This is a genomic window from Falsihalocynthiibacter sp. S25ZX9 (genome assembly GCF_041205405.1).
Lineage (GTDB): Bacteria > Pseudomonadota > Alphaproteobacteria > Rhodobacterales > Rhodobacteraceae > Falsihalocynthiibacter > Falsihalocynthiibacter arcticus.
In genome coordinates this window covers 1-293 of sequence record NZ_JBGFCD010000278.1, presented here as the reverse complement: position 1 = coordinate 293, position 293 = coordinate 1, and the positions used below count along the sequence as shown (strand labels likewise).

1 protein-coding gene is annotated in these 293 nt (G+C 50.5%); it reads right to left on the bottom strand.

Going from position 1 to position 293, the window contains the following annotated elements:
* On the bottom strand, positions 1 to 285 hold a 285-nt coding region (locus AB9F29_RS22240; protein ID WP_369757292.1), incomplete at its 3' end, for a trimeric intracellular cation channel family protein.
* Between the last annotated feature and the right edge of the window lie 8 nt (positions 286 to 293).

Sequence of the window (293 nt, the reverse complement as noted above, 5' to 3'; positions counted from 1 at the left end):
GGCCGCATCGAGCCATAACAACCAAAGGTAGCGCGACTCCAGAAAGTGCGCGATGAAAAACGTTACAACTGCTGCCACCGTGCAGACCAGAATGAACAGCGGTTGTTCAACCCAAAACACTGGCACCCCAAGTATGAGATCGCGAACGGTTCCACCACCTGTGCCAGTAACCATCGCCAAGAATATGAAGCCGATGATATCCAACTGTTTGCGTGACGCCACCAGTGCCCCAGTCACTGCTAAAAGTGTGACGCCTATAAAATCTAGGAAAATAACAATGCTCATCCAAGCCT